The sequence below is a fragment of the Kosakonia sp. PSU_27 genome, from assembly GCF_039409795.1.
GTDB lineage: Bacteria > Pseudomonadota > Gammaproteobacteria > Enterobacterales > Enterobacteriaceae > Kosakonia.
Genome location: NZ_JBCIVK010000006.1, coordinates 178191 through 203939 on the forward strand (window position 1 = coordinate 178191; position 25749 = coordinate 203939).

A 25749-nucleotide genomic window follows, 5' to 3' on the forward strand; every position below is an offset into this window, starting at 1 on the left:
AATGAGCTTCAGTACGTTTTATACACTATTAATCAGTAGGTTGTGGGTTTTTGCGTTTATTCCTTACCACGCTAAAATGTGATCAACCGCACACTTCGTCCTTCACGGATCGAAGCGAATGTCTACGCTTAATAGATAGCCGGGCAACACCCGTAATTTTTTACGACGACATCCGGAGGCCATAATCCTTATGTTCAACCAGAAACTACAAAGCGCAGAATCCGTCGAGTTCGTGATTGAGGAAGAGATCGTCTACGAAACCGATCCGTGCGAGTTAAAACTGGATGAAATGATCGAGGCGGAGCCGGAGCCGGAAATGATCGAAGGGTTACCGGCGTCCGACGCGCTAACCCCTGCCGATCGTTATCTTGAACTGTTTGAACACGTGCAGTCGTCGCGTATTTTTGCCGACAGCAAAACCTTTCCCGACTGCGCGCCGAAAATGGATCCGCTCGATATTCTGATTCGCTATCGCAAAATCAAACGCAAACCGGAGTTCGATCTGCGCCAATTCGTGAAAGCGCATTTCTGGATGCCGGAGGACTACTCCAAAACGTACGTCTCCAATCCGGAGAACTCGTTAAAAGAGCATATCGACCAGTTGTGGCCGATCCTCACCCGAGAGCCACAGGATCACATTCCGTGGTCTTCCCTGCTGCCGCTGCCGCAGGCGTACATTGTGCCCGGCGGGCGATTCCGCGAGACCTACTACTGGGATTCCTACTTCACCATGCTTGGCCTTGCAGAGAGCGGGCGCGATGATTTGCTGCGCTGTATGGCGGATAACTTCGCGTGGATGATTGAGCGTTACGGTCATATTCCGAACGGCAACCGCACCTATTACCTGAGCCGCTCGCAGCCACCGGTTTTCGCGCTGATGGTTGAGCTGTTTGAAGAGGACGGCGTACGCGGTGCGCGACGCTACCTTGATCATCTGTTAATGGAGTACGCGTTCTGGATGGATGGCGCGGAATCGCTGGCGCTGAACCAGGCGTACCGCCACGCGGTGCGTATGCCGGACGGTTCGTTGCTCAACCGTTACTGGGACGACCGCGACACGCCGCGTGATGAATCCTGGCTTGAGGACGTTGAAACGGCGCGTCATTCCGGGCGACCGGCAAGTGAAGTCTATCGCGATTTGCGCGCGGGTGCGGCGTCCGGCTGGGACTACTCCTCGCGCTGGCTGCGCGATGCGCAACGGCTGGCGAGCATTCGCACCACGCAGTTCATCCCGATTGATTTGAACGCGTTTCTGTTCAAACTGGAAAGCGCTATCGCCAATATTTCCGGGCTGAAAGGCGACAGAGAACGCGAAGCGCTGTTCCGCCAGAAAGCGAGCGATCGCCGCGCGGCGGTGAACCGCTATCTGTGGGATGACGAGAATGGCTGTTATCGCGACTACGACTGGCGTCGTGAGCAGATGGCGCTGTTTTCCGCGGCCAGTATTGTCCCGCTGTATGTTGGCATGGCAACCCATGAGCAGGCAGAGCGGCTGGCGGACGCCGTAAAAGCACGCCTGCTGACGCCTGGCGGTATTCTGGCAACAGAGTACGAAACCAGCGAACAGTGGGATAAACCCAACGGCTGGGCACCGCTGCAATGGATGGCGATTCAGGGCTTCAAAATGTACGGTAACGACTCGCTGGGCAATGAGATCGCCCATAGCTGGTTGCAGACGGTGAATCACTACTATCAGCAGCACCACAAGCTGATTGAGAAGTACCATATCGCCAGCAGTACGCCGCGTGAAGGTGGTGGGGGTGAATACCCGTTGCAGGATGGTTTCGGCTGGACGAACGGCGTAGTGCGCCGCCTTATCGGTTTGTACGGCGAACCGTAAGCTGCCGCTTCAGCGGCGCGCTATCACGTCATTGGCTATGCTGGTGCATCCTGGTCGCTTACGCTTGTAAGCGCCAGGATGTGCCAGGTTGCTGTGCGTAACACGAAAGTATGCACCTGCGAAAATTAATCAATTACCTCATAAATCGAGGTCTGAATATCCGACCACTTGCGGTTTTCATCCGACGGATCGGCTTCGAAACGTAACTGCGCTTGCTCCATCTCATACCGCTGGCGATCTACCACCGGCTTGACGGTACAAAACGCGCGTAGATAGTCGCGCGTAATCGAGGTCAGCTTTTTATTGTTCACCGCCATTTCATGGGTCAGCGTCGCGATAAAACGGCGACAAGGGCGGTTTTCATCCATTTGCAGGCGATATCGCAGCAGCAGATCCAGCACATCGTTGTAATCCGCTATCACCGCGTTTTCCGTCCAGGAGAGTTTCCAGTTCATCCCGGTGCGTAAAAACAGCGACACCACGCGCGTATCGTTGCGATCAATCGCCGCGCGGAAGTTATTTTCGTCGCGCGGCAGTCCCAGGCGGCTGAGTTCCTCTTTCGGTGAGGGCCGTTCGCGATCCTCGGCAATCGGCACGGTAACCCGGGTCTGACGCGCCACCGGTCCAGACATCCCGCTGGTAAACATCCAGAAGGCGCCAATCGCCATCAGCAACACCATCACACCGACCGCGCTCCACAGCACGCCGGAGAGCATCTGGTCGCGCTCTTCGCGGCTGCGCACCGATCGTTTTGCAGGTTTATCAATACTGTCACGCATCGGCATCGCATCACCTCCGGCAGCGCGGTCTTTTTTCCGCGTCTGCTCCCAGTAAGCGTCTAAATCCCCGCCGGCCTCACGCAGTATTTCAGCGGGATTGGTTTGCGTGCGCCCCTCGTCGAACGCGCGCTGAACCGGTCCGGTAATTTGCGGATAATAGCTGTTCAATAAGAGCAGCTGATTAGAGGTGAGCGGCTGTCCTGACACCACGCTTGCACGCATCTGGCGAATGTCATCCAGAAAGGTTTGCAACGTTTTGCGCGGTTCCACTAGCAGGTTCAGTTCCGAGGCGTCATTAAACAGCCGGGCATAACGCTGGCTAAACTCTTTTTTATCTATCAGCAACAGCGCCAGCTCGCTAAACCGCATGCCGCTCAGGACATCGTTGTGATCGCCAAGCCGTAGCCAGCGCCGCACACGATCGGCACCAAACTGTGTTTTCAGGTGATTACGCAGCTTTTCGCTATCCGGCCACACCTGCATCACCAGCGATTTAATCATCGTTTCCATGGCGCGTAGCTGCTGTAGCCCTTGCCGCTGCTGCGCATCATCCGACGGCAAGGCGGTGTTGTAGCTCAGCAACTTCTGCTTATTACGCAGGTTTTCCAGCGCGCTGATAAATCGCAGCGCCGCAATAAGCTGATTTTCCGTCACATTCTGCCCGTTCTCATAACGCGGAACGAGCTGCTGCAAGTGACGAAGCTGTAAAGTGAACTGTGTTAATTCCGCATCGTTGAGTTTTAGTCGTTTAGCCACCGCGCCCCAGCCACCCAAACTCAGGCGCGCAACATCCAGTTGTTCCAAAAACCAGCGAGGGTCTTTACCTTCATCAAAATGCACATTCAGCAGCAATAAGATTTCAACAGACGCCTCGCGAATAATAGCAATGCATTTTTCAAACTGTTCACCCGTATTCAATGGGGCAGAAAGAGTCATTATTTTCCTTTAAGTACAACTGAAGAAACAATTAACTGGCCAACCTGAGCGCTTAATTTTTTCTTTATTTATGAATAAGTAAAAGATAGCTCAGTTGACGATTATTATCAGTGATAGTGGTTTCAAGCCGAAAAAAAAACAGCAGGAGATATTCACTGTGTTAATGCTTTTTACCCCAAGACTGACCTGTTCGCCAATAACAGAAGCAGCATGGCCATTCTTTCTTTCACTGCAACAAGATCCGCAGGTAATGCGCTACGTTGCCGATGCCCGCAGTGAACATGAGATCCGTGAAGCATTCGACGCCCGGCTGGCCCCCTGGTCCCCCGGCAGCCGACACTGGCTCTGCCTGCTGGTACGCGACACGGCGACAAACAAACCGCTGGGCGTCACCGGTTATATTCACCGCGAGGATGACTGCGCCGAAGTCGGCTTTCTGTTCGCGTCTGCCGCACAAGGCAAAGGCTATGGCCAGGAGTCGCTAAAAGCGCTGTGTGATTACGCCTTCAGCGAAGGCGACATTCGTAAACTCACCGCTACCGTAACGGCGGGAAACCACGCGTCCCGACACTTGCTGGAAAAAACCGGCTTTATTCTTGAAGGCGAATTGCGCGAGTCCTACTGGCTGGCAGGACGCTGGCATAACGACTGGCTGTTTGGCTTACTGCGCCACGAATATGACGAAAAACGATAATTCGTCAGCATAGTTCGCTATGCTCTGCCAGGCTTAAGGACGTGTTCCGGCAATATTCAGGAGAGGTTATGAAGAAAATTGTGCTTGCCGCCAGCCTGGTGGCGCTGTTCTCCATGACGGCATTCGCAGAAGATGCACCCGGTCTGAAAGCGGACAAAGCGCCGCCACCGCCGCATAAAATGGATGACGGCTATCGCGGCATGGAAGATGCGCGCACCATGACCGTCAAACAGGCAAAAGCCCTGCATGATGGCGCGTCCGTCTCGCTGCGCGGTAACCTGGTTGAGAAGGAGAGCGGTGATCTTTACCTGTTCCGCGACAAAACCGATCAGGTTCAGGTCTATATTCCAGCGGCGATATTTGATGGTAAATCCGTGTCGCCGGATGAACTGGTCGGCATCAGCGGCTCGCTGGATAAAAAACAGCAACCGGTGCGTATCCGGGTAACGCATTTTCAGAAACAGTAAAGCTGCACGCCCGGCAGCGAACCCTGCCGGGCGTGACGGTCTTACGGTCTTACGGTCTTACAGGAACATCCCACCCGACACTTCCACGCGTTGCGCATTCATCCATGCCAGCTCGTCGCTCAGCAGTGCGGCAATCGCATCGCCAATATCATCCGGCAGGCCGACACGACCCAACGCGGTTTGCGCAGCAATGTGTTGATTAACCTGCTCATTATCACGCACTACCCCGCCGCCAAAATCGGTTTCAATCGCCCCCGGTGCAATGATATTCACCGAAATGCCCCGCGCGCCAAGCTCCTTCGCCTGGTAACGGGTCAGCACTTCCATTGCCCCTTTCATTGACGCATACGCCGCATAGCCCGGCTGGCAAAAACGCGCCAGGCCACTGGAAACATTCAGGATGCGCCCGCCATTTTTCAGCAGCGGCAGCAGGCTTTGCGTCAGGAAGAACGGGCCTTTGAAATGGATATTCACCAGCTGATCAAATTGCTCAACGCTGGTTTCGGCGAAAGTTGCGCTGATACCGATGCCAGCATTGTTCAATAAATAATCAAACGTTTCGCGCTGCCATACCGATTTCAACTGTTCCTGCACGTTGCGCGCAAAAGCATCAAATCCGGTGATATCACCGACGTTAAGCTGCAATGCCACCGCTTTCACGCCTTTTTGCTCAATTTCACGCACCACATTCTGCGCTTCTTCGGCGTTATTGTTGTAGGTCAGGATAATGCCCGTTCCTTTCGCTGCCAGCTTCAGCGCCGCGTTTTTACCCAAACCGCGGCTGCCACCTGTCACTAAAGCAATATGTTGTGTCATAAGAAACCTCGTTTTCGCTGATGTGAGACCGTGAAAAGAGCTTATTAGCTGACGAATAAACAATAAAGGTGCTAAATTACGCTTCACTGTTTCATTACAGGCAACAATCGAGCGTGATGATGGATAAAATTTACGCAATGCAACTGTTTATCCGCGTGGCGGAACTGGAGAGTTTTTCCCGCGCGGCGGACTCGATGGGGCTTCCTAAGGGTAGCGTATCGCGCCAGATCCAGGCGCTGGAGACGCACCTCGGCACCCAGTTGTTGCACCGCACCACACGCCGCGTCCAGCTCACGCAGGACGGCATGGTTTACTACGAGCGGGCGAAAGATCTGCTGGCGAATATGGATGAGCTCGACGGTATGTTCCTGCATGATCCATCAAGCATCAGCGGGCGTTTGCGCGTCGATATGCCGGTCGGGGTGGCGAAAAATCTGCTGATCCCGCGCCTGCCCGCTTTCCTGCAACAATACCCCGGCATTGAACTGGAGCTCAGCAGCAGCGACAGGCTGGTGGATATTATTCGCGAAGGGTTCGACTGCGTCGTGCGCGTTGGCACGCTCAAAGATTCCGGTCTGATCGCCCGCCAGCTCGGGCGGCTGTCGGTCATTAACTGCGCCAGCCCCGATTATCTGGCGCGTTTTGGCTACCCGGAAACGCTCGACGATTTATCCTCCCACGCGCTGGTGCATTACGCCGTTAACCTTGGTACGCGCCCGCCAGGCTTTGAGGTCTGGCAGGATAAACAGACGCACTGGGTGAAAACCGGCGGCATACTGACGGTGAACAGTACCGAAACATACCAGGCTGCCTGTCTGGCCGGATTAGGGATTATTCAGGTGCCGCGCGTTGGCGTACGCGAAGCGCTGCGGGCGGGGAAGCTGGTGGAGATCCTGCCGCAATATCGTGCGGAGCCGATGCCGGTTTCGCTGATTTACCCGCACCGCCGTAATTTATCGCGCCGCGTGCATCTGTTTATGGAGTGGCTGGCGACCGTACTGAAGGATTACGTCGACCACTAGCAGCTATAATTTCAGTTACAACACATTCAGGAGAAGGAAAACAGACCTGATGACGCCGGAAAATCATGAAAAACGCCCGACGCAAGACCTCGACTACGAACCCGTCAGGAAGATGGCTGAGCAGCCCACCGAAAAGAAACATTCTGCCCCTTCAGCCGCCAGTACCACGCTGGCATCCCTCACCGACATGGTGCAAAAGATCCAGCGCTGGCCTGTGGTGGCGCACCTGATCCGCGCGACGGAACGTTTTAACGACCGCATGGGCAACCAGTTTGGCGCGGCGATCACCTACTTCTCGTTTCTGTCGATGATCCCCATCATGATGGTGTCGTTTGCCGCCGCCGGTTTTGTGCTCGCCTCGCACCCGACGCTGTTGCAGGACATCTTCAATAAGATCCTGATGAGCGTGAACGATCCGACGATGGCTTCGACACTGCAAAACACCCTCAATATTGCCGTGCAGCAGCGCACGACGGTAGGGATTGTCGGGCTGGCTATCGCCCTCTATTCCGGCGTCAACTGGACCGGCAACCTGCGTGAGGCAATCCGCGCTCAGTCGCGCGATGTCTGGGAGCGTAACGCGCAGGATGAAGAAAAAATCTGGGTAAAGTATTTCCGCGACTTCATTTCGCTGATTGGTCTGTTAGTCGCGCTGATCGTGACGCTTTCCATAACGTCGGTGGCGGGCTCCGCGCAGCAGTTGATCATCAACGCGCTGCACCTGGATTACATTGAATGGCTGAAACCGGCCTGGCGGCTGATTGGCCTGGCTATTTCGATTTTCGCGAACTATTTGCTCTTCTTCTGGATCTTCTGGCGTTTGCCGCGCCACCGCCCGCGTAAAAAGGCGCTGATTCGCGGCACATTTCTCGCCGCGATTGGGTTTGAAGTGATCAAAATCATCATGACCTGGACGCTGCCATCGCTGGTCAAATCGCCTTCCGGCGCGGCGTTTGGCTCGGTGCTCGGGCTGATGGCGTTCTTCTACTTCTTTGCTCGCCTGACGCTGTTTTGCGCCGCGTGGATCGCCACTGCGCAGTACAAAGGTGACCCGCGCATGCCGGACAAAACCCACCACTAACACTGCTATCGGGCTGAAGGAAATGGAATATTTCAGCCCGCCTGGCGATTTCAGCATGAAAATCCAGTCCGTAACTTTTATTTAACCAAAAACCAGTTTTATTCTCTGATTATTAAAATCTGTGAAGCATTTCATAGAAGGTAAATCGTGAGTCTGAAAATTATTCGCTTTTTGCCGGTTTTTTGCGCGAAAGCCCGGTTTGTTACAGATTGAAATGTCGCTTTTGCTGTGGCTAATATGGTCGTTCGTTCGCGCAAAAATAAGAAAATTCTATGCAAGCTACAGCCACAACTTTCGACAACGAGCAGGAAAATCCCCCGGTAAATTCACGTAATAAAGTCGTCGTTGCGTCTCTGATTGGCACCGCCATCGAGTTCTTCGATTTCTATATTTACGCCACCGCTGCGGTGATTGTATTCCCGCATATCTTCTTCCCGCAGGGCGACCCGACGGCCGCCACGCTACAGTCGCTGGCGACCTTCGCCATTGCTTTTATTGCGCGCCCGATTGGTTCCGCCGTGTTTGGTCACTTCGGCGACCGCGTTGGCCGTAAAGTGACACTGGTGGCCTCGCTGCTGACGATGGGGATCTCAACCGTGCTGATCGGTCTGCTGCCGGGGTACGAAACCATTGGCGTGATGGCACCGTTGCTGCTGGCACTGGCGCGTTTCGGCCAGGGTCTGGGGCTGGGCGGCGAATGGGGCGGCGCGGCGCTGCTGGCCACGGAAAACGCCCCGCCGCGCAAACGCGCGCTGTACGGCTCTTTCCCGCAACTGGGCGCGCCGATTGGCTTCTTCTTTGCGAACGGCACCTTCCTGCTGCTCTCCTGGTTACTGACCGATGAGCAGTTTATGGCGTGGGGCTGGCGCGTGCCGTTCATCTTCTCCGCCGTGCTGGTGCTGATTGGCCTGTACGTTCGCGTTTCGCTGCATGAAACACCGGTATTTGCCAAAGTCGCCGCCGCGAAGAAGCAGGTGAAAGTGCCGCTGGGCACGCTGTTGACCAAACATGTGCGCGTTACCGTGCTGGGCACCTTTATCATGCTAGCGACCTATACGCTGTTCTACATCATGACGGTCTATTCCATGACCTTCAGCACCTCGCCGCAGGGCCTGGGCCTGCCGCGTAACGAAGTGCTGTGGATGCTGATGATGGCGGTGATTGGCTTCGGTGTGATGGTGCCGGTGGCGGGTCTGCTGGCGGACGCCTTTGGTCGCCGCAAAAGCATGGTGATCATCACCACGCTTATCATCCTGTTCGCGCTGTTTGTCTTCCCGCCGCTGCTCGGTTCCGGTAGCCCGGTGCTGGTGATGGCTTACCTGCTGATCGGCCTGAGCCTGATGGGGCTGACCTTCGGTCCGATGGGCGCGCTGCTGCCGGAGTTGTTTCCGACGGAAGTGCGTTATACCGGCGCGTCGTTCTCTTACAACGTGTCGTCGATCCTCGGCGCATCGGTGGCACCTTATATCGCCACCTGGCTGCAGGCCAATTATGGTCTGATGTATGTCGGGTTCTACCTGGCCGCGATGGCCACGTTAACGCTTATCGCGCTGCTGCTGACCCACGAAACTAAACACCAGTCGCTGTAACCTTTTTGCCCTCTCTTCGCTGAAGAGAGGGCCACTTCCCGTTGTGCTTCCTAGTGTTTCATCTGTGACAAAATCGCCCGACACTGATTCTGCTCGCCTTCCGATGGCGAGATCAACGCCAGCAATGCCGCCGCTGGGGTGACCAGGGTTGCCAGCGCTGCCGCCACCGCACCGCGCGCAATCAACGGCCCGGGTTTCACCCCCGCCTGCGGGTTTTTAAAGCTGCCACGCACGTAGAGCGGTGAACGCAGCGTGACAATACGCACGCCTTTGCTTTCAGGATCGATGGTTAAGTCGAGTTGTTCCGACGCCATGCTGGCGGTGCCGGTAATGTTAATCAGCGCGTTTTCCGTATCAAAGGCGAAGATTTGTGGACGCGCGACGCCATTGACTAAATCGAGGTTCGCTGCGGCACAATTTACCCGCACTTCGTCATCGCCAAACAACTGACCGACAATATAGTTGCCGACGTTAAGACCAAGAATTTCCATCAGGTTACGGCTGACTACCCCGTCGTTCATCAACAATTTCAGGTTGCCGTTGCTGGTGCCCAGCAGCGCCGCTACGGAGTTGCCCACGCCGCGAAGCTCTGCGTCACCGTTCATCTCACCGAGGGTTTTCTGCATCAGCTCGACATCAGGCATTAACTCTTTGAGCTTCAGCCGCCGCGCCTGAATCTCCGCCCGACCTTGCATCGGTTTTTTATCCCCTTCGAGATGGATATTCGATGAGATGGTGCCGCCCGCCAGACCAAATTTCAGCGGTTGCAGGCGCAGGTCGGCATCTTTCAGCAGAATGTGGGTCGACAAGTCGCTGATGGGTAACGTTGAGCCATGCTCAATCCGCCGGCCTTTAAAGCGCACATCGGCATCCATTACGTCCCATTTGTCGGTTTCAAAGCGGTCATACGGCAGCACTTTGTCTGCCGGTTGCCCTGCTTTCTCGCCCTTTTGCTGCTCGGTGCGTTTCGACTGCTCAGCGCCTTTGCCGGAATCGACACCAATCAGCGGCCCTAAGTCTGCCAGCCGTAACTGGCGCGATTCAACGTCGCCTTCCAGTTTTGGACGCGGTTTAGCGGTGGTGTAGCGCAGCGTGCCATGAATATCGCTTTCGCCGATATGACCATTAAAGTCGCGATAGTCATACACCGACCCTTTTTCGTTGTTGAGCTTCGCGATGAGATGGCCATCGGTTTCAAATGGCGGCGTGTCCGGTAGCAACACGCCGGTTAAGTCATACAGTTCGCCAAGGGAGTTGCCGCCGAACTTGAGTTGTAAGTCAGCACCGCCCATGTTCATCGGGTCGTTGATGGTGCCGACAAACGCCACGCGCGTGTTACCGGAGCGGAAATCCGCCTGCACCGGGAAAGGTGTGCCTTCGCTGCGCAGCGCCAGCATGCCGCCAATTTTGCCGCTGCCGGACACCGGCTGGCCGTTGTAACGCCCTTTCGCCGTCAGACCAAAGATGTAATCCCCGGCGTTGACTTTGCTGTCGCTTTTGCCGGTCACTTCGCTAAACGGCAGCGGCTTGCCTAAGGGATTTACCAGAATCTCGATATCAGCGCGGTTGAGCGCATCATCAATGGCGATACGCCCGCGATCAAAAAGAATGTTATCCAGCCGGAATGACCAACTCGAAGGCTGCGCGTTTGCGTCTTTGTTGGCGTCGCTGGCCAGCGTGAAGGTCCAGTTGTTGAGCTTTTCCGAGCGACGAATCAGCCTGGCATCGGGCTGTTGCAGTTTGATCCACGGCAGGTAAACGGTTTTGGTGAACAGCGCCAGCGGCGCGAGGGTGGCTTCAACGCGGGGTAAATGCACCATCGTCACTTCGTCGATACCCGGCGGGTTGCCCAGCATAATATCGTCGGCATGAACATGCGGCCATGGAACCCAGCTGCGCCAGCCGGTTTCCTCTTTTTGTCGTTCCCACACCACGCCCAAATCGCCGCGAATAGCGAACGGACGGTTAAGTTCCGTGGAGACTTTTTCGTTAATGGTGGGTTTGAGGCGGTTCCAGTCGAATGTGGCGATGATGATAATGGCGACCACAATCAGCAACAGCAACGTCGCGAAGACGGCGATAATCGCTTTACTCGTTTTTGTCATCGTTCTGCCTTTCCTTTAAAGCCTTACCTGTCATAAAGATAGTAGAGGCTCGCAGAAAGGGCTGCGGTTACAGCTCGAGTATCACGTGTTCAAGTTTGGCTAAAGGAACCGGACGGGAGAGAAAATAGCCCTGCGCCGCATAAGCCGGTGAATCCTGCACATCGCGCCACTCCTCCAGCGTTTCCACACCTTCGACAATCACGCCCTGGCAATAGCGGTTCATCAACTGCAACAGCATGGTGAACAGGTTTTGCCCTTCCGGCGTTTTACGCAACATGATGAACAGATCGCGTGCCACTTTGATGTAGTCGTAACGCACTTCGCTTAACGCAGAGAAATTCGCCATGCCGGTGCCGAAGTCGTCCAGCCACAGCGGGCCAATTTCGCTGATCGAGGCGAACGTCGAATCCTGCGGGAGCCGGATATGTTCGACCAGTTCAAAGCGGATCCACGGCAGTGAATTAATCAACGCCATCAGATCGGTATCCTGGCGCATCGCCAGCAGGGTTGGGCCGTCAACATTCACCGAGGCCAGCACATCATTGCTGAGGAAGAAGGCTTTTTGTTCCGCCAGCAGCGCCACTTGCTCATGCACCACATCAACACGCTGGCGCACCGCCACTTCGGAAAAATAGCGATCCGGCGCAATGCGCGTTTCCGGCTGCGACGGATGGGTGACAATGGTTAATACTTCAACCGCCATCAGACGACCATCGGTTTTATAGATGGGCTGATAAGTATAAGCACGTTCACATTGCAGCCAATAACGACGCTCCTGCAAGCTTTCAATGCTTGCTTCCGGAATGTTTAGCTGCTGGATGACCTGCTTTAACTTCATTTCTGCTGTCCTGTCGAAGGCGATGACCGGGAGGAATTCGTCAATGAGTTATCGGCGGGCGTGTCGATAACTTTACGCTCCGTCTGCGGGCAAATTTAAAAACCGCCGACGGGAAATCTGCCAGGAACAGGCTTTAGCTCAAAAAAATACTGGAACGTTGTTTTAATATAGTTGACCACGAATCACCCACAACGCACACTACCGTTAATTTATCTGATCCAGGTTGATGACTATGTCCAGGAAAATTGCCGTCATTGGCGAATGCATGATTGAACTGTCACAAAAAGGCACGGAAGTGAACCGTGGCTTTGGTGGCGATACGCTTAACACGTCTGTTTATATCGCCCGCCAGGTCAATCCTGCGGCGCTTTCCGTGCACTATGTTACCGCGCTTGGCACCGACAATTTCAGCCAGCAGATGCTGGATGCCTGGCAAAGCGAGGACGTCGATACCAGCCTGACGCAACGTATGGAAAACCGCCTGCCTGGCCTCTATTACATCGAAACCGACAGCACCGGCGAGCGTACTTTCTACTACTGGCGTAACGAAGCAGCCGCCAAATTCTGGCTGGAGAGCGAGCAGTCTGCGGCTATCTGCGAACAACTTGCGACCTTCGATTACCTCTACCTGAGCGGCATCAGCCTTGCCATTCTTAGCCCGGCAAGCCGCAACAAACTGTTGTCGCTGTTGCAGGCATGCCGTGCGAATGGCGGCAAAGTGATTTTTGATAACAACTACCGTCCACGCCTGTGGGCCAGCAAAGAAGAGACGCGTCAGGTTTATCAGCAAATGCTGGCTTGCACGGATATCGCGTTCCTGACGCTGGATGACGAAGATCTGCTGTGGGGCGAGAAACCGGTGGAAGAAGTCATCGAACGCACGCAGCGCGCGGGCGTAAAAGAAGTGGTTATCAAGCGCGGCGCAGAGTCCTGCCTGGTAGCGATTGCGGGTGAAGCGCTGGTGGAAGTTCCGGCGGTGAAACTGCCAAAAGAGAAAGTGATTGATACCACAGCGGCCGGGGATTCCTTCAGCGCGGGTTACCTGTCGGTACGTCTGACCGGTGGCGATGCGACAGAAGCGGCAAAACGCGGGCATTTAACCGCCAGTACGGTTATTCAGTATCGCGGCGCGATTATTCCGCGCGATGCCATGCCGCAATAACGCTGTTCACCCCTCTCCTTTACCGGAGAGGGGCAATTAAGCATTACTGCTGCGGGGGAATGTCCGAGACGTCAGAATGGCTTTCGTCACTACTGGCAGCAGGCGCTGCGGCGTTATCCGCTGGCGGTGCCATCACTTCATCCCACGTTGCCTGCAAATCTTTCATGTTGAACTCCGGCTCGCCTTTCGGCTGCAGCAACACCAGCGCCATATCCTGTGAAAGCTGCTGATGCAGATCCTGGTTCAGCATCTGCGGCGTCAGGTTGTTCAGGAAGTTCTGGCGCAGCTTTTGATACTGCTCCGGCGCAATATCCACCACCTGGTTTTGCAAAGAACGCATCCGCTGGCTGATCAGAATATCGGTACTGGCGCGCGCATAGGTGGCGAACAGCTTTTGCAGCTCAAGGTTTTTCTGCGCGATAAGCGCTTTAAATTCCTCTTCCGGCAGCCCTTTCTCGCGCACTTTCGCCAGCTCACGCGCGATCACGCCGACATTGGTATTGAGCTTGTCATTGGGTGAATCAACGTTAATGGCGCATTGCGCCCGCTGGAACAGCACCCGGCAGTCAAAACCGAGACCAATCTCTTTGGCGTTGTTTTTGCTCAGGTTCTGCTGGATATGCCAGAACAGGGCTTCACGCGCCAAATCCGCACGCCAGTAACGCTCAAGGGCGGCGGACTCGCGAATCGGTTGCCAGGCGGAGTCCCACATGATCGACAAACGATCCTGGGTGACACCCTCGCTCATCAGGCTAACCGACTGGCGCGGCAGCGGCGACAGCGTCGCAACCGGCGCAGGCGTCTGGCGTTTCCCTTTCAGCTCGCCGAAGGTTTTACCAATCTGCTCGGCGATAGCGCGGCTATCCACATTCCCGACCACAATCAACGTCATCGCGTCCGGCGTGTACCATTTTTCGTAGAAACCTTTCAGTTGCGCCGCATCGACCGGCTCTTTCAGCGTTCCGGCGGGATCGTGCCCCAGCAGCGGCGAACCTTTCAGGCGGTAGCGCCACCAGCTGTCTTTGGTGTCGGGCGGCCAGGTAGCAACCATATCGTTGCTGGCGAGAGCGTGATTCACCGTTTCCGGCGTGATGGTGAGATTTCCGGCGGCATCCGCCAGGTAAACCATCGCCTCTTTCAGCAGGTCGCTGCGGTTGTTCGGTATGCTGAGGTTATATTGCGTGTATTCGTAGGAGACCAGCGCCGGCGGCAGCGGGCGCTTCGGGTCAATACCTTGTTGCCACAGCGAGCGTACCTGGGAAGGTTCGAGCCGACCACTGTGGGTCAACGCAACGCGGGGAATAAAGTGGCTGAAACCGCTCTGTTGGCTACCTTCGGTGAGCGAACCGGTATCAATAGACAGGCGAATCTCAATGCGATCGCTGGGGCGCTGGGGTGTGGCCAGAACCTGCCACTGAAAACCATTTGCCAGCGTCCCTTGTTGCCAGGCCGGGTCAGGCTGGAGCGCATCTGCCTGCACATAACCGACAGCTGCCAGCATCAGCAAACCGCCCGTTAACAGTCGAATTTTTGTGCCCTGCATGTGAACCCCTAATCAACATTCCTGGTTAAAAAGTATGCCCGCGCAAAGGGGCTAAAAGCGTGTTAAAACACTTCGCTTTTAGACCGCGGGAAATGCAAAACGTCACATCGCGATGTGAATTATCACGAAATTTCATCGTAAATTGTGACGGATCCAGGAGGTAATTATGCGCAGGTACCCGCAGCCCGACAAGGGACTGCGGTCATAAGTCACGAAATTATGAAGAAATTCCGGGGGTTTTCGCCGCGCTGGAACGGTTATCCAGCGTGTCGACCAGCTGTTTTTGATCCAGCTCTTTTACCCACTTCGCCACCACGATAGTCGCGACGCCGTTGCCCACCAGGTTGGTCAGCGCGCGCGCTTCGGACATAAAGCGGTCAATGCCCAGAATCAGCGCCAGCCCTGCCACCGGCAAATGCCCGACGGCGGAAAGCGTGGCGGCCAGCACAATAAACCCGCTGCCCGTCACCCCGGCGGCACCTTTTGAGGACAGTAGCAGCACGACCAGCAGCGTGATCTGATGGAAAATATCCATATGGCTGTTGGTTGCCTGGGCGATAAACACCGCCGCCATCGTCAGGTAAATGGAGGTGCCATCCAGGTTGAAGGAGTAGCCGGTTGGGATAACCAGCCCGACCACCGATTTACGGCAGCCCAGGCGCTCCATCTTCTCCAGCATGCGCGGCAGTGCGGATTCAGATGAAGAGGTGCCCAGAACGATCAACAGCTCTTCGCGGATATAGCGGATAAATTTGAAGATGCTGAAGCCTGTTGCACGGGCAATCGTTCCCAGCACCACCACCACAAACAGAATACAGGTGACATAGAAGCAGATAATCAACTGGCCGAGTTGCACCAGCGTACCGACACCATATTTGCCGATGGTAAACGCCATTGCCCCGAATGCGCCAATCGGCGCAAGGCGCATGATCATATTGATGATGCCGAAGATCACCTGCGAGAAACTTTCGATAACGTTAAAAATCAGCTGGCCTTTATGGCCTAAGCGATGCAGCGCGAAGCCAAACAGCACCGCGAACAGCAGCACTTGCAGAATATTGCCGCTGGCGAAAGCGCCAATCACGCTCGCCGGTATGACATCAAGCAGGAAGGCGACAATCCCCTGCTGTTGCGCCTGCTCGGCATACACCTCCACGGCTTTGGCATCGAGTGTTGCAGGGTCGACGTTCATTCCGGCGCCCGGTTGCACCACGTTAACGATCACCAGCCCGATAATAAGCGCCAGCGTACTGACAATTTCGAAGTAAAGCAGTGCAACCGCACCGGTACGACCTACCGCCTTCATGCTTTCCATGCCGGCGATACCGGTGACAACAGTACAGAAAATCACCGGGGCGATGATCATCTTGATGAGCTTCACGAAGCCATCACCAAGCGGTTTCATCTGTGCCCCGAGTTCAGGGTAGTAATGACCAAGCAGAATACCGATGGCAATCGCGGTCAGAACCTGAAAGTAGAGACTTTTAAACAGGGAGGTTTTCATAAGGTGTCCTTGAGATTAAACCTCAGGCTTTGTAGGGTTTTCAGTTAGCCTGCGGTTTAAAAATAACACCCGTCAAACATGACAGAAATAAACTTACATCAAATCTGAAACAACAATGTTAAAAACTTTGAACTGACTCGCACAAGCCCGTAACAAATTACGTGTTTTCAGGCTTATCCGATCCAGCAAAGAACTGCTGTTCAAACGCCTCGGCAGACGCCGCGCGGCCAAATAAAAAGCCCTGCGCCACATCCACACCCGCGTCAGCCAGCCATGCCCGTTGCGCTTCATTCTCCACGCCCTCAGCGACGATGCGCAGATCCAGACTACGCGCCAGATGGATAATGGCGGCCACCATGCTGTGTTCATCCGGCAAACCTTCAACAAACATTTTGTCGATTTTCAGCACATCGACCGGCAGCGACTTCATATGATGCAACTGGCGCAGTCCGGCATAACCCATGCCGAAATCATCCAGCGCAATACGTACTCCGGCATCACGCAGCGGGCGCAAAATCGCCACTGCGGCCTGGGGATCATCAATGTGGCGGCTTTCGGTCACTTCGAGGATCAACGTCTGCGGCGCAATACGGTAACGCTGCAACAAATCCAGCATATCGGCCAGCATGGTGGGATGCGTCAGCTGGCAGGCCGAGAGATTCACCGAGAGCGGCAGCATAATGCCGCGCGCTTGCCAGCCCGCCAGCAGGCGGCAGGACTCTTCCAGTACCCAATAGCCGACGTTGACCATCAATCCGCAGGACTCAATACGTTCGATAAGCCCTTCCGGTAATGCCCAGCTGCCATCTGGTTGGCGCAAACGGAGCAACGCTTCCGCGCTCACCAGTTCGCCGCTCGCCGCATCCACCTGCGGCTGCAACCAGATCGCGAAACGTCCCTCATCGAGCGCGGTAAGAATGTCGCTCTCCTGCGCCAGCCATTGCTGTGCCCGCTCCATCTGCTCTGGATCGAAGAACTGGATCTGGTTTTTCCCTTTGCGCTGCGCGCTGACGACAGCAGAAGCGGCCCGGTGGTAAAGCTGCCCGGCAGAAAGGTTGCCGTAAAACATCGCCACACCAATACTGGCATTGGGACGCAGTTGGATGCCGTGCAGCGGCACACGCTCGTTAATTACAGTGAGCACTTGCTTACCGAGCGTCATGGCGTGCCACGGCTCACTCACACCGTGGGCGATAATCGCAAAGTCATAAGCGCTCACCTGCGCCAGCACCCTGTTCGGCGTCAGTATCGATTTCAGTTTCTCCACCAGCGTCAGCAGCAACATCTCGCGCTGAGACTCCTGCAGCACACCGGCGGTATCACGCAGTGTTTCGCAGGCGATAACTAGCAGCGCGGTGGGGTTTTGCCGGGTCACCGTTTGCTCCAGCAGCGCCATCAGGAAGGCTTTATTCGGCAATTCAGAAACCGGGAAATGCGTCGCCTGGGTGTTCAGCTCTTCTTGCTGACGCAGCAACAACTGCTGGTTGCGGTTGTAACTGCGCACCATGATGCCGATTTCATCATCATGATGGAGACGAGGCACAGGTAATTGATGCCCGGCCAGTTCTGACGCCGGAAGATCGTTAAGCTCCCGGGAAATTTTTCGCAGCGGGTGAACCACCAGCCGGTTGATACACCAGGTGAGCGCCACCGTGAGCATTAACGTCAACAGTAAGTAAGCCGTCACTAACGTTGATAAGGTGCTGATGACGAACTTGTAAACCCGATATGAATCCGCCTGCAGCACCAGGTAGGCCAGCGGTTGCGGGTTTGCCGGGCGCTCCAGCGAATAGATGGGTAAGGAGATCTGCACAGGCAGTTCAAACATCCGTGTGATCATCACCGGAACCGGACGTTCCGGGATAAAACTCATGCGCAAGGCCTGAAATTGATTCGGCAGCACCACATCCGCGCGGCTGACAACGCCCGCCGGTTTAATCTGTTTGATAATCGCTTCTGCTTCGGGGATGTCGGCTTTTAAAATCGCCGCTGAAAGCGGTTCGCGTACGGAGCGGGCAATGCTTTCCAGTTGTGTGGCCGTGTTATAGCGATTCTGCTGTAAGAAATGAAACAGCAAAATGACGCAGAAAATAAAAACAAACACCATAGAGACAACAGCAACCATGGCCATTTGTTTAATGGTTAAAGAACGGCTGACACGCAAAATCACTCTCCAGAGACACAATGAGCGCAGAACTGAAAAAAAGGGCACTTAGCCGCCAGAGTATACTCTATCGCGCGTCGCTTGAGATAAACCGCTAAGCAGAATCTCACTCAGCGGAAAACTGCAGGGAAAGCAGGTGATAACTTATTGAATCGCTGGCGGTTAACAACGATAGACTTGTCGCTTTATACCGTTATTTCCCGCCAGGAATACTCCTTTTTTACCAGTCGGCGTGCGGCACCAGAGGCTGGAGCGGCATATCCATATCGCCCTGCCAGCCCGCACCGGAATAACGCACATAAATCAGCGCGTGGCTTGGGGTGTAGTCTTTGGCCTGCTGAATATCGACACCCGCACCGACAAACCAGTGGGAAGTCACCCGGCGCTCAATCAGCGCACGCGCGGTATAACCATAGCCATTACTGCTGCCGCCGGATTCGGTCTGCTCGCTTGCCAGGGTGCGGAAATTCGCAGGAATCAAGCTAAGCAGGGGGTAACGCGGCATCGTTTTAGTGCGGGAGTGCGACCACGACACCGTACCGCCAAGTTCCCAGGACCAGTTCTCGGTACGCTCACGCCACAACACCGGAACCGAGAAAGAGAGATATTCCTGCGGGCTGTAGTAACCACCATGGCCCAGGGTGTAATAACTCAAATCTTTGTCGTAGTGCCAGATCATATTGTTCAGGCCCACGGTAACGCGCCGGTTATTTTCGTTGATAAGTTTGTAGTAGTAGCCGGTCATCCAGCGCACGCGCCAGTTGTCGTCTACGTTTTTGCCTTCCAGCGTATCCGCCCCGAGGCTCGCCCACACGCCGTTCGCTTCGCCCTTGTCATAACTGAGACTCAACGTGCCGCCGTTCGCCCGCACACCACCCCAGGTTTTACCGGTGTTGCTGCTCGGATCTTGTTGCCCGCCAAAGGCCAGCAAAGAGCTGGAAATGGGGCGGCGATGTAAATCCACGGTATAGCCAAACGGCCCGAGATCGCTGCTGTAACTGACTCCGCCCACCATATCCACAACGTTAAAGCCCATCGGCGTGGTGCCAATATCCATCGACCAGGTATTGTTTCGCCACCCCACCGCAACGCTGGCACCGCTATCAGACTGGTGGCGATTCCCGCCAACGCAAGGCACATCGACACAGGTACCAAAACGGGGGTTATAAGTACCATCATCGCGTTTACTGAAAGTTCCGACATCCATATTTATCATGTCAGTCCGGAAGAACATCCGCCCGTCCGACAGCGGCGCATCCACCTGCAACATGGTGTTATGCGCTTTCAAATCCGAATACCCGCCCGTGCCGCTGGAATCCGAAAACTCATGCTGCAATGTGACATTCAGATCCTGCTGACGGTAGAGATCGGCGGCATCGCTGCGCACGCCGCGTTTCAGCCAGTCATCTTTTTCATCATTGCGTGTCAGGCGGGTAAAGGTGTCGTTATCCACCGGGCGCGTCGTCGTGACGCCAGACGCCACCATCGCATCTTTATAACTATCCAGTGCCTGCTGTGGCTCGCCATTTTGTACCTCAAAACGTGCCGCATCGCGCAAGACCAGCGCGCTCTCCATTGATGGCGGCTGAGATTTTGCCTGCGGGAGGATGGCTGTGAAGATCCGTTTTGCGCTGGCGGTATCGCCCAACTGGGTTTGCACCAGCGCCAGCCGACGCTGGGTGTTGATTGACGGCGGCTGGGCGGGCGTCGCTGCCGGCAGTTTCGCCAGCGCCGCACGCGCGGCCATGCGATTGCCGTCTGCGGCATACAGCTCCGCAAGGCCAAGCAACGCCTCTTCATTGGCGGGTTCTCTTTGCAGAACACGTTGGTAATAACGTTGTGCTTCGCCGTTGTCGCCGCGCTGCTGCGCCCAGTCGGCGAGGGTTAAATCAATGCGTGAAGACGCCGGTTGCTGCGCCAGTAGCGCTACCGCCTGATCTTCATGACCGCCATCGCGCAGACGGTTGGCATTGTCCAGCAACTGGTTGGCCTGCAGCCGGTCGGCCAGCTCCTGAATATTGCTGTTCCACTGGCTTTTCGGCAGCGCATTTAAGTGATTCAGCGCCGCCAGTGGCTGGTTATTGCCGGAAAGGTAGAGGCCATACGCGTAGACCTGTTCCGGGTCGTGCGGTTTGAGCGTGACCAGACGGTTCATCTGCGAATCGGCTTCGCCCCGCTGCCCCGCCTGACGCAGATCGCTGGCCAGCCGGTAGGTTATCCAAACGCTACCAGGATCGAGCGCCAGCCGCTTACGTTGCAACTCTGCCGCTTGCGCCCATTCACCTCTGTTTTCCAGCACTTCTGCCTGTTGCGCGAGCCGGTCGTTAGTCAACCCGCGTTCAATATCATCAATGCTGCGCCGCTGGCTGGCAGAGAGCGACTGAATAAACTGTTCCGCTTTTTCCGGCGACTGCGCGCGGTAAATATTCGCCAGACCGCGCACCGCGTTGCTGTTGCCGCTATCCATGCGCAGCGCCTGGCGATAGAACCCTTCAGCCGCTGCATTATCTTTGCGCGCCGCAGCAGCATCACCAAGCCCGAGCACCGCGTAGCTGTCAGTGTTATCCGTGTTGCGCGCCTGCTGGTAATAACGCTCTGCCTGCTGCACGTTGTTGGCTTTCAGCGCCGCATCACCCTGCTGAATCAATAGCCAGTAGCGGTTAGTTTTCAACAAGCTGTCCCACTTGCTGCGATTGCCGCTGGTCGGATCCATGGCGATGGCTTTTTCCAGTTGCGCCACCGCGCGGGCGCGATCGCCGCTTTGTGAATAGGCTTGCCCCAGTGCCCCGACCGCTTCGCTGTCCGCGCGGTTAGCATTAACCGCTTGCTGCAACTCGCTCACCGCTTTCGCGCCCTGCCCGGCATCCACCGCCGCAAGCCCTGTCGCTTTCGCGCGAAACGCCGGGTCGGCCAGCTGTTTTTGCTGCGCGGCAAGCAGCGTACGGGCGCTGTCTACCGTGTCGCCTGAACTGAACAGCGTCAGAAAACGCTGAAGGGCTTTTACGCTGGCGTCGCTGGTCGGCATCGCCTGAATTTGTTGATACCAGATGCTCGCTGCTGCTGCGCGGCCGTTGCTGGTTTTCGCCATCTGTTCCAGCACCGCATAACCTTCCGCGCTGCGCCCGTCGGCAAACAACATTTGCGCCAGCCCGCCCTGCAGCTGATCGTTGCCAGGGTTAGCGGCATTTAACGCCTGCAAACGTTTAACCGCTTCCGCATGACGCGCGGGCACTTTTGCCACCAACATCCAGTACTCCACCGCCAGATCGCCCTGCGGCGGGTTACCTTTGAATAAGGCGTCGTAGGCCGCAAGCGCTTCCTGCGTATGGCCGGTGGTGGCCTGCAAACGCGCTTGTTGCAGCGCCTGGCGGCCTTCCGGCGTGGAGAGCGCCATGGTGGTCACCGCCGATTTATAAGTGCTGGAGTCGGGTGCCAGTTGTTTCATGCGATCAAGCTGCTTTTGCGCACCCGCGTTATCGCCCTGGCGCAGCAAATAGCGTAAGCGCGCGGCGATGACTTCCGGGTCATCCGGCGCGATAAGCTCAAGGCGGTAGAGTGACTGGCGCACCAGATCCTCGCGTTTGGTGCTTTCACCAAGACGCACCTGCGCCAGCAGTTGTTGCTGCGCGCCAGTATCGGCCGCAAGCGCGGCGGGAGCCAGCGCAAGCGCGAGTGAGAAACAGAGTAAACTTACTGTGAAGTTGCGCATTCCTGGCCCCAGTCAGGTTGTAACTCACCGCGAGGGGTGAAGCGAAAACGGTGCTGGTCCCACCCCTGGCCAAACAGGGTCAGAACATAGCTATAGTAGGCATCGTCGCCGGGGAAATGATCGGCGACCCGTTGCCGTTGTACGGCTTGCGCATCACGATCCTGTAAAAAGGGCAACAGCGCGGCGGCAAACCCCACCGGCCCATCCCCAAGAATTTTTCCGCTCGCCACATCCACTTTTTCCGGCACGCGGCCGTTTTTGGTGGTCACGCTGGCCATCGGTTTGAATTTTTCCACCAGGCGCGCTTTCTGCGTGTCTCGGTCATGCATCATGCCGACCCACAAATAAACGCGGATGGCATCGTAACCACTCACCAGCGTCTTTTCGGGTTTAAGCTGCCAGCCGCCCTCTTTCTGAAAACGTACCCAATCGGGCGCAAAGCCTTTCGGCGCGGTTTCCAGCAACAGGCGAAGATTGGTTTCGCGCAGCGTCGACCACGGTGCGCCAAAGCGGCTGAAATAACTCGCCAGTTGCGGCGGCAAATAGCTCGGGTTAAAACGCCAGGTGGTCGGTTCGGCAAAGCCGATTTTACCGGGCAGCAGCATCGATCCCAGCCCTGGGACCGTCACCACTTCTTCTTTGGCGATGAGGGCTAACAACGCCTTACCCGTCTGGCTATACTCGTCGTTTTTCCATAAACGCCCCGCTTCCAGTAGCGACCAGGCAATCCACAGATCGGAGTCGGACGCCGAATTGGTGTCGAGAACCGTCCAGCTATTGTCCTCTTTTTTGCCCCACAGCCAGGCGGGAAGATGGGTGCTGAGCGAGCCCTGCGCCAGGTTGTTTTGCGTCCATTGCAGCACCCTGGCGAAGGTGTCGCGATCGTTAGCCGCCAGCGCGAAGAACAGCGCGTAACTCTGCCCTTCCGAGGTGGTTATCTTGCGTTGATCGCTGGGATCAACCACCCGGCCGCCATCGCTGATATAGGCTTGTTTGAAGTGTTCCCAGGCAGGCCAGGTGCAGGCGGCGCGCACATTTACCGCCGCCAGCATCAACGCCACTATTACCCACCAACGTAGCGTTCTCATTTTTCGTTACTCGTGATCCGGGTCGAGACGGCGACGGCTAATGATCCGCAGCAGACGCCACAGCACCCACGCCAGCAACACCACGCTGATTGCCGCCAGCACCGCCAGCAGCACCGGATGGTTAGCCAGCGCGTACCAGATGCGCTCAAACCACGGCAAGTGGCCGACGTAGTAAATATCGCCGACGCGCAGGCCACTTACGCCAGATTCACGAATCACGGTCACCGAGCCATAAATCGCCGCGCGCTTGCCGCTGTCATTCATCGCGCCGTTAAGCAATTCATACCCGCGCGGGCTGTCTGCCAGCAGCGCGACCACACTGCGCTGATCGTGATACGGCGACTGGAAGCCGACAATCGCCGCCATCGGGCCATCGGACGTGATCCCGGTTTGCGCATCGGCCTGACGGTCGGCGGCATCCGGCACAATCGACGGGAACGGCGTCTGGCGCAGCGGCGTTTTCACCCAGCTTTGCGCCGCATTCACCAGCAGATCGATTTTCTTATCGTCTTTTAACGCCGGAGGAATGGTGCCGATGATCATGATGTCGGCGTCTTTATCCTTGATTTGGTTACCATCGTTAGTGAGTTGCACATTAATTGCCGGGAAACCAGTTTGTGCGCCCACCGCACCCAGCGAATCCAGCAGCGTACCCATCTGCGCAGGTGTCGGCTGCGGCGGCGTGACGACTATTGTTTGCGACAAATCGGCCATGCGGCTAAACGGGAAGCCCGCATTGGCGAAAGCGCGTAAGTCCGGCATCGCAATAAAGTGGTAATACTTCGAGAAATCGATGGTGGAGTCGTCGCCAATCACCACGCGGTTTGGCACCTGCTGGAAGGTCACGCAGTTCTCAATAGTGCCGCCCGGCATCGGGTTCATATACTGGAAATCAAAGCGTAACTGGTTCACCGCGCCCAGTTTCAGCGCCGGAATAGAGACATCCGTTTTGCTGTCCAGCAGCCCTTGCAGCACCGGGAGATGCAGCAGCAGACGGTTCGTATCCTGGTTGCTGGTCAGGTTGAAATATTGCAGGAACTGGTTGTTGAGGCTGATATCCATGCGCGAGCTGTCTTTGGTCGGCGGCGCGGTATAGCGATAATTCAGGTTCATATCGATACCGGTACTGCGCAGCAAATAGAGATCCGGCGGCAGGTTCAGCGACACGTTAATCGCCGAGGGTTCCAGCCCGGTCGACTGTAACTGCTCCTCATAGGTTTTCAGCTCGCCAAAGGTGACCGGACGGTCAGTACGTATCCAGTTCGGCGCATCGTAAGGCTGGCGCGCCAGCAGCGGTTTCACCTCATCCACCGTGACGCTATCGCCACGGAACAGCACGTTACCCTGAGCGATACCTTTCGCCGCCTGCATCAGATCTTTGTCATCCCGACCAGACACTACCAGCAGCTTCACGTACGGGTTATTCGGGTGGTTGATCATGCTAATGGTCGGCCCTTTCACCGCCGGCGCATCACGCAGGAAATCAGGACGTTTGTCGTTGGTGGCGAAGACGATCGCGTTGCGGTCCGGCAACGCGTTGTAAATGACCGGGAAACTCTGCCCGCGCCAGCCGGTGCGGGAGCCAAACCAGGAGGCGATAACCGCAGCGGCTTGCTGCTGTTCAATATCCGGTGTGCCAGCGAAAACCATCGGCAGCGTCAGCGCCCTGTTGTCACGCGGGTCGAAGAAGGGGATCGGGAAATGGGAGAGATCGTTTTGCACCGCCAGCTTCTGGTAAGTCAAATCCAGCGAACTGCTGCGGCCAATATCCAGCCATAACGTGCTGCTGGCCGGGTTTTCGCACACATCACGATAGTGGCCGACAAATTCCAGCCGCACGCGGTTGAAGTCGGTGATAAACAGCGGGTTGATCGGCACCTGTGCCAGCGTTTTCTTGCCGAGTTGCTCTTTGGTGACCGGCAAGACGCCCATCAGTTCATCATTCAGATAAACCTTCAACTGCGATTGCACCGGCAGCAGAGAGGGCGATGGCGTGTACTCAAGATTGAGCACCGCTTTCGAAACCAGCTCATCGCTGCGCATACCAAACTCAACGCCACCGTCCGGATTGATACCGCGCAGCACCATACTGCCAGGCGGCGGCGCAATTTGGGCGAACGTCAGTTTCACATCGCGCGACGGCGCGTTGGCGGCGACCACCGGCGCATTCGCCCCCGGTACGCCCGGCATTACCTTTCCGACAACGTTCTGACCATCGGTTGGCGTGGTTGGCGTCAATGATTCCGTTTGTCCCGGCGCAGGCGTTGCCACCGGTTCAGTGGCGGGCGCAACAGCCGGAACCGTCGGGGCTGGCGCTGCATACGTCATCACCGGAGATAAAACACTCGTCCCCATAGCCACTGCACAAATCCAGGAAAGTTTTCTTTTCATCGCGTTTTCATCATTGTTAAG

Annotated in this window: 17 protein-coding genes; 7 read left to right on the forward strand and 10 right to left on the reverse strand. The window is 56.1% G+C overall.

Going from position 1 to position 25749, the window contains the following annotated elements:
* The first annotated feature begins 190 nt into the window (after positions 1-190).
* Positions 191-1840 (forward strand): alpha,alpha-trehalase, encoded by a 1650-nt coding sequence (locus AAIG26_RS16600; RefSeq protein WP_343181010.1) that lies wholly within the window; start codon positions 191-193, stop codon positions 1838-1840.
* 125 nt (positions 1841-1965) lie between these two features.
* Here the strand turns inward: AAIG26_RS16600 and AAIG26_RS16605 are convergent, their stop codons facing one another.
* A complete protein-coding gene (locus AAIG26_RS16605) occupies positions 1966-3555 on the reverse strand; it encodes an STY4199 family HEPN domain-containing protein (RefSeq protein ID WP_313626894.1) in 1590 nt (529 codons plus the stop codon).
* 157 nt (positions 3556-3712) lie between these two features.
* Between AAIG26_RS16605 and AAIG26_RS16610 the strand changes: the two genes are divergently transcribed.
* Together AAIG26_RS16610 and AAIG26_RS16615 are read left to right on the forward strand one after the other, a co-directional pair.
* Positions 3713-4249: a GNAT family protein gene (locus AAIG26_RS16610; RefSeq protein WP_343181011.1), complete on the forward strand. Its 537-nt coding sequence runs from the start codon at positions 3713-3715 to the stop codon at positions 4247-4249.
* Positions 4250-4317: 68 nt separating this feature from the next.
* Complete coding sequence (locus AAIG26_RS16615; RefSeq protein WP_020455655.1) at positions 4318-4716, forward strand: YdeI family stress tolerance OB fold protein; 399 nt, start codon at positions 4318-4320, stop codon at positions 4714-4716.
* A 57-nt stretch (positions 4717-4773) separates the two neighbouring features.
* Here AAIG26_RS16615 and AAIG26_RS16620 read toward each other — a convergent pair whose 3' ends face one another.
* Entirely contained in the window at positions 4774-5532 is a 759-nt protein-coding gene (locus tag AAIG26_RS16620) for an SDR family oxidoreductase (RefSeq protein ID WP_045507652.1), read from the reverse strand.
* A 119-nt stretch (positions 5533-5651) separates the two neighbouring features.
* Between AAIG26_RS16620 and AAIG26_RS16625 the strand changes: the two genes are divergently transcribed.
* The 3 genes from AAIG26_RS16625 to AAIG26_RS16635 all read left to right on the forward strand — a co-directional run bounded on the left by AAIG26_RS16625 (position 5652) and on the right by AAIG26_RS16635 (position 9224).
* Positions 5652-6554 carry a LysR family transcriptional regulator gene (locus AAIG26_RS16625; protein WP_044489752.1) on the forward strand — a complete coding sequence of 301 codons (903 nt, stop codon included), beginning with the start codon at positions 5652-5654 and terminating at the stop codon, positions 6552-6554.
* A gap of 49 nt (positions 6555-6603) precedes the next feature.
* Positions 6604-7635, forward strand: a complete 1032-nt coding sequence (gene yhjD / locus AAIG26_RS16630; protein WP_343181013.1) for an inner membrane protein YhjD — start codon at positions 6604-6606, stop codon at positions 7633-7635.
* A gap of 272 nt (positions 7636-7907) precedes the next feature.
* Positions 7908-9224 carry an MFS transporter gene (locus tag AAIG26_RS16635; RefSeq protein ID WP_020455659.1) on the forward strand — a complete coding sequence of 439 codons (1317 nt, stop codon included), beginning with the start codon at positions 7908-7910 and terminating at the stop codon, positions 9222-9224.
* A 50-nt stretch (positions 9225-9274) separates the two neighbouring features.
* Here the strand turns inward: AAIG26_RS16635 and AAIG26_RS16640 are convergent, their stop codons facing one another.
* Both AAIG26_RS16640 and pdeH read right to left on the reverse strand, forming a co-directional pair.
* Complete coding sequence (locus tag AAIG26_RS16640; RefSeq protein ID WP_160268413.1) at positions 9275-11329, reverse strand: AsmA family protein; 2055 nt, start codon at positions 11327-11329, stop codon at positions 9275-9277.
* Between the two features lie 67 nt (positions 11330-11396).
* The gene (pdeH, locus tag AAIG26_RS16645) at positions 11397-12167 is read right to left on the reverse strand and encodes a cyclic-guanylate-specific phosphodiesterase (RefSeq protein ID WP_020455661.1); all 771 of its coding nucleotides are present in this window, start codon (positions 12165-12167) and stop codon (positions 11397-11399) included.
* Positions 12168-12399: 232 nt separating this feature from the next.
* On the opposite strand from pdeH, the gene AAIG26_RS16650 reads away from it, so the two are divergent.
* Positions 12400-13329 carry a sugar kinase gene (locus AAIG26_RS16650; RefSeq protein ID WP_097406438.1) on the forward strand — a complete coding sequence of 310 codons (930 nt, stop codon included), beginning with the start codon at positions 12400-12402 and terminating at the stop codon, positions 13327-13329.
* Between the two features lie 43 nt (positions 13330-13372).
* Here the strand turns inward: AAIG26_RS16650 and AAIG26_RS16655 are convergent, their stop codons facing one another.
* The 6 genes from AAIG26_RS16655 to bcsB all read right to left on the reverse strand — a co-directional run bounded on the left by AAIG26_RS16655 (position 13373) and on the right by bcsB (position 25728).
* A complete protein-coding gene (locus AAIG26_RS16655) occupies positions 13373-14872 on the reverse strand; it encodes a pitrilysin family protein (RefSeq protein WP_160268412.1) in 1500 nt (499 codons plus the stop codon).
* Positions 14873-15089: 217 nt separating this feature from the next.
* Positions 15090-16376, reverse strand: a complete 1287-nt coding sequence (locus AAIG26_RS16660) for a dicarboxylate/amino acid:cation symporter (RefSeq protein ID WP_020455664.1) — start codon at positions 16374-16376, stop codon at positions 15090-15092.
* Between the two features lie 157 nt (positions 16377-16533).
* Positions 16534-18540 carry a biofilm formation regulator HmsP gene (hmsP, locus tag AAIG26_RS16665; RefSeq protein ID WP_343181015.1) on the reverse strand — a complete coding sequence of 669 codons (2007 nt, stop codon included), beginning with the start codon at positions 18538-18540 and terminating at the stop codon, positions 16534-16536.
* Positions 18541-18760: 220 nt separating this feature from the next.
* Positions 18761-22249 (reverse strand): cellulose synthase complex outer membrane protein BcsC, encoded by a 3489-nt coding sequence (gene bcsC / locus AAIG26_RS16670; protein ID WP_343181017.1) that lies wholly within the window; start codon positions 22247-22249, stop codon positions 18761-18763.
* Complete coding sequence (bcsZ, locus tag AAIG26_RS16675) at positions 22231-23337, reverse strand: cellulose synthase complex periplasmic endoglucanase BcsZ (protein WP_343181018.1); 1107 nt, start codon at positions 23335-23337, stop codon at positions 22231-22233. The genes bcsC and bcsZ overlap by 19 nt, the downstream gene beginning before the upstream one ends.
* A gap of 6 nt (positions 23338-23343) precedes the next feature.
* On the reverse strand, positions 23344-25728 hold the full coding sequence (gene bcsB, locus AAIG26_RS16680; RefSeq protein WP_343181019.1) for a cellulose biosynthesis cyclic di-GMP-binding regulatory protein BcsB: 2385 nt from the start codon (positions 25726-25728) through the stop codon (positions 23344-23346).
* Positions 25729-25749: the final 21 nt, after the last annotated feature.